This is a genomic window from Alloacidobacterium sp., assembly GCF_035631355.1.
GTDB lineage: Bacteria > Acidobacteriota > Terriglobia > Terriglobales > Acidobacteriaceae > Alloacidobacterium.
Genome location: NZ_DASQIX010000079.1, coordinates 1 through 4414 on the forward strand (window position 1 = coordinate 1; position 4414 = coordinate 4414).

Annotated in this window: 4 protein-coding genes; 3 read left to right on the plus strand and 1 reads right to left on the minus strand. The window is 55.9% G+C overall.

What is annotated here, in order from left to right:
* Positions 1 to 234 precede the first annotated feature (234 nt).
* The gene (locus VEV40_RS14855) at positions 235 to 1260 is read left to right on the plus strand and encodes a diguanylate cyclase domain-containing protein (RefSeq protein WP_324833415.1); all 1026 of its coding nucleotides are present in this window, start codon (positions 235 to 237) and stop codon (positions 1258 to 1260) included.
* Positions 1261 to 1735: 475 nt separating this feature from the next.
* The gene (locus VEV40_RS14860) at positions 1736 to 2236 is read left to right on the plus strand and encodes a hypothetical protein (protein WP_324833416.1); all 501 of its coding nucleotides are present in this window, start codon (positions 1736 to 1738) and stop codon (positions 2234 to 2236) included.
* 184 nt (positions 2237 to 2420) lie between these two features.
* Here the strand turns inward: VEV40_RS14860 and VEV40_RS14865 are convergent, their stop codons facing one another.
* A complete protein-coding gene (locus tag VEV40_RS14865) occupies positions 2421 to 3593 on the minus strand; it encodes a pyridoxal phosphate-dependent aminotransferase (RefSeq protein ID WP_324833417.1) in 1173 nt (390 codons plus the stop codon).
* A gap of 335 nt (positions 3594 to 3928) precedes the next feature.
* Between VEV40_RS14865 and VEV40_RS14870 the strand changes: the two genes are divergently transcribed.
* Positions 3929 to 4414 (plus strand): HAD-IA family hydrolase (locus VEV40_RS14870; protein ID WP_324833419.1); only part of this gene is annotated, 486 nt, incomplete at its 3' end.

Sequence of the window (4414 nt, forward strand, 5' to 3'; positions counted from 1 at the left end):
GTCCGGTTCTGCAAGGAACCACCCCGCCGAGAGGCACACGTGCGCAGCGTTATCCTGATCGAACGAACAGCGCGCCCTCCACGGAGCGCGCAGGAAAACTCGTGCTTTTCTCTTGACAGTGACTTACATGGATGCCCGTTATCCGGATCGCACTCCTATTTCCTGTTAGCGACGATGGTATGATTGTTCTCATTTCCTATCTCGGCTTGGGCCGACAGGGTCGAAATCATAGATATGCGCAATCGTTGCTGGGGGCTGTCCCGCGCTTTTTTAAATGCCTTTCTTGCCAGGCGTCTTTGGCCGGTAAGCACATCCGGTACCACGGACCATGCCCGGTTCTTTGCCGCGGCAGAATGCACTCTGGATGATTTCTACATCTTCGATGGCATCCCTGATACATCAGGGACTATTGTCGACTTTGCCTTCAGCTACATCAATCCAAACGCTGAGCGCCGCCTTGGCGTGCCCCGTGAAAGCCTCTACGGCAAAGTTCTTACCGAAGTTCGGCCGTTCATGATCCATTCCGGCCTCATCCACAAATACCGTGAGGTCGTCCGCACCGGCAGCCCTTATACCTGTGAAGTCTTTCTCGATGACGAGATGATCAAAGCTACCTGGCTCAACGTCCAGGTCGTACGGCTCGGCAACGGCATCGCCATCACCAGCCGCGACGTCACCGAACACCGCCGCCGCTCCGATCACGTCAACTATCTCGCGCATCACGACCACCTGACCGGCCTCGCTAATCGTACGCTGCTTTATCAGCGTCTCCAAAAAGCCATCCTCCGCGCTCAGAACCATGCCCAGAAGGTTGCCATTTTCCTCGTGGACATCGACTACTTCAAGCAGATCAATGACTCGCTCGGCCACGCGGATGGGGACGTCCTTCTTGCCACGGTAGGGCAGCGCCTGCTTTCCTCTGTGCGCGAGTCTGACACTGTGGCGCGCCTGGGCGGAGATGAGTTCGTCATCGTGCTGCCCGAATTCCGCACCGTACAAGAGGTTGAGCAATGCGCCCGGCAGATTATGCGCAACGCCTCACAGCCCATCGAGATCAGCGGCCGGCAAGTCACGCTGACCCTTAGTGTCGGCATCTCCATCTTTCCCGAAGGCGGGCGCAGCGCCGAGGAACTCATTCGTAATGCCGACACGGCTATGTACACGGTGAAAGACTCAGGCCGGAACAGCCTATTCTTTTTTGATGAACGCCTGCAGGTCGTGCCGATCACACCTGCCGCTGCGAGTGTCGCGCGTCACTAGCCTGGATCGTGGCCGCGCCGGGCCATGTTCTGCAACTCATGACGATGGCTCTCATGCCGGTTCCGGATTCGCTCTCCAGGCCAATAGGTCCATCACCACCCAGCCGTCTCGAAATAGCACCACTCTTTCTTTTAGGATCGCTGGGTGACTTGGCGATGATCCTTAAATCCAGATGCATTCCAAATGAAATCCGCGCTTTAGGGAGTTGCTCTGGGCATCAGTTCGCAGGAACTCTCCCTACTTATCGTGCGTATTCAAAACGGGGGCAGTGAAAATGTATTCAAATGAAACGATGCACCTTCCGGGCGGCAGGACAGTGATCGTCGCGGCAATCTGCTTCGTTCTCCTGAGTACCACGTTTGCCCAGGGAGCGGTCGAGGCCAACACAAGTGTGCTACGTCATTTGAAAGGCAGGACAATCGTTTCAGAGAAGTTCCCTAAGGTGCAGCTGACCATTGGGAGAGGATTCCTATTCGTGGGTAAGCAACAAGTGAATCTCCATGGAAACGCCGAGGCCGAACAGTACGTTTTTGCCAGGCCGGGCCGCGAGAACATTGCGAAGCAATTCTTGCTGATACAGTTCGAACATTTCCTGCCGACCAACAACTTTACTTATGACTATGCTTCTATGCCTACGACCCAAATGGGCAATCTTCCATTCAACTATGACGTGAAGAGCTTCCCCGATCTTGGAGCCTTGCTCCTGGATGACAAAGGATCGGACGGCGCCGCCATGGTACAGCTGCTTGCGAAATGGCACATTTCGTTGCCGCATAACACTGCCATGGTCCGTATGTTTCATGTGCCGTCCGCGGATCGCCGGACAGAATTGATGATTCTCTACGGCGAGGCTTTGCCGCAGGATTTCGCTGTTCCCGTTCGAAAGAGTGGAGATTCCATGGATAAGGAATCGCCCAGTTCGGCACAGATGTTCCTTGAACACGCACGCCAGGAACTTGTCGTTCATGCGAGGTGAGCGCTCTGTCTCGTTCTCTCAATATTAGGATGAGCTCGGAACGTTGGGTGAAGCGCCGAGTAAAGATCAAGTCGGGTTAGGGGTCCTTAGAAGCTGTGACGTATAGGTCCAGAGAAGACGGCCCAGCGATGCTACCGGTTCGGGTGTCAACTGTCGATATCAGGGCTTGGTACTCATTGAGTAGCTATGGCTCATTCAGTGTGCGAATCAGAGCCTCCAAGCCGATTTTAAAATCATTTTCCGGTGTTAACAGGCTGACTACCAACCAGCCGTCTCCGTGAAAACCGAAGAAGTAGCCGGGGTGGGTGGAGATTCCGGCGCTGCGGATGAGGTCGATAGCTGTTTCCTCGTCGCTGCGGATGGCGGGGATGCGGAGGACGGCGTACCAGCCTGCTTCAACGGCCAATCGAGTGACCATGCTCTGCTTGGCGAGGAGCGCGTCGAGGGTTTCGAGGTTTTTCTTTGTTCGTTCGGTGATCTGCTGCTGTATTGCGTGGCGGTGCGTGAGCCAGTGAGGCAGCGCGTGCTGGATAGGCGCGTTCATGGAGAGGAAGGTGTCGGCGATGATTTCGAGTCGGGAGAGCGATTGCTTCAGGGCTTCGCCGGGGCCGAAGGCTGCGATCCATGCTGCTTTCATCTGCGGTAGGGCGGCAATTTTGCTCAGTCCGCTCAAGACGAAGGTTAAGGCTGGATGGAGGCCGGCGGCAAAGGTCTTTGTCTGTGCAGGTTCGAGCGGGTAGTCAAGGAAGACTTCATCGATGATGAGAGCGAGGTTGTGTTCGGCACAGAGAGCTTCGAGTTGGGCTCGTTCATTCGCTTTGGTGAAGTGGCCAGTGGGGTTATTGGGGTGGACCAATGCGATGGCGCGGGTGCGCGGCGTGATGCGTTGATGGACAGATTCGATGTCGAGGTGCCAGCCGTGGTCGTAAAAGAGAGCATAGGGAGTGAGTTTCACGTCATCTAATGCGGCGAGAAAGTCGAAGAGCGGATAGCTGGGCTGCGCGATGAGGATTTCGTCACCGGGATCGCAGAGGAGGCGGAAAACGTAGCTGTAGGCTTCACTGGTGCTGGTAGTGAGGAAGATCTGTGCCGGATCGACAATCGCCCCGTGGTCGCGGTAATAGGCGCAGACGGCTTCTCTGGCTTTGAGGATGCCTTGCGGGTTGGGATCATAAATCAGAGCTTCCGGCGCGGCGAGCGGCGCGAGGATGGCGGCTTCGTCATAGCTGAATCCGCAATGGGTTGGATTGGAGGCGGTAAGGTCGTAGATTGGCTGGCCTGATTCCCTTCTCTCGCGGAGCGCGCGGGCGAGATCGGTTTCGGTTGTTTCCCAGTTAGTGCGCGCGGAGAAGTGCATGGGGTTATCTTAAAAGGCCCGGGGCTGAAGCCCTGTTGTTCCCGGCATATTTCACCAGCCTGAAGGCCGGTGCTTCTACCTGGTCTTGCTTCGCAAGACGTAATGATGTTCTGGGTTGGGGTCCGTGCTTTCCCACCCTATCGCGCAACATCAGCGCGATAGAATAGGGCACCCGTTTTCGTGCGGCTGCGTAAAAATCACAGATCCCTTCGGCAGGCTTAAGGCAGGCTCTTCGACTGCGCGCCTTCGGCGCTTCGCTCAGGATGACATCGGATGTCGTGCGATTCAACCTTTTCATTGACAATCCCGCATAATGGAATCGAGAGGTGCTTTGCATGGCGATTCGCGCAGTGATCTTCGATTACGGGATGGTGCTGAGCCAGCCGCAGGAACCCGCTGCGCTCAAAAACCTGCTGACCATTACCGGACTCGACCACGACACGTTTGACCGGCATTATTGGACGCATCGCCATGCGTATGACATGGGTCAACTGGATGGACCTGCCTACTGGAAGAAGTTTGCTTCGGATACGGCCATTGAATTAACTGCAACTGATATTGAGCGGCTGATCGAAAACGATGTGTTGATGTGGTGCACGATCAATGAGCCGATGCTGAAGTGGGCGAAGTCGCTGACCGAAGCTGGGTTGAAGATCGGCATTCTGTCGAACATGGGCGAAGACACACTGGCCTACATGCGGCAGGAGTTTTCATGGCTGGGCGACTTCGACCATCACACATGGTCGTGCGAACTGGGGATCGCGAAGCCCGATCCGGCGATCTACATCCACACCTGCGAAAAATTGGGCGTCGCTCCGGCG

Coding starts and splice junctions, on each gene's coding strand:
- VEV40_RS14855 (WP_324833415.1), top strand. CDS start 235: ATGCGCAATCGTTGCTGGGGGCTGTCCCGCGCTTTTTTAAATGCCTTT.
- VEV40_RS14865 (WP_324833417.1), bottom strand. CDS start 3,593: ATGCACTTCTCCGCGCGCACTAACTGGGAAACAACCGAAACCGATCTC.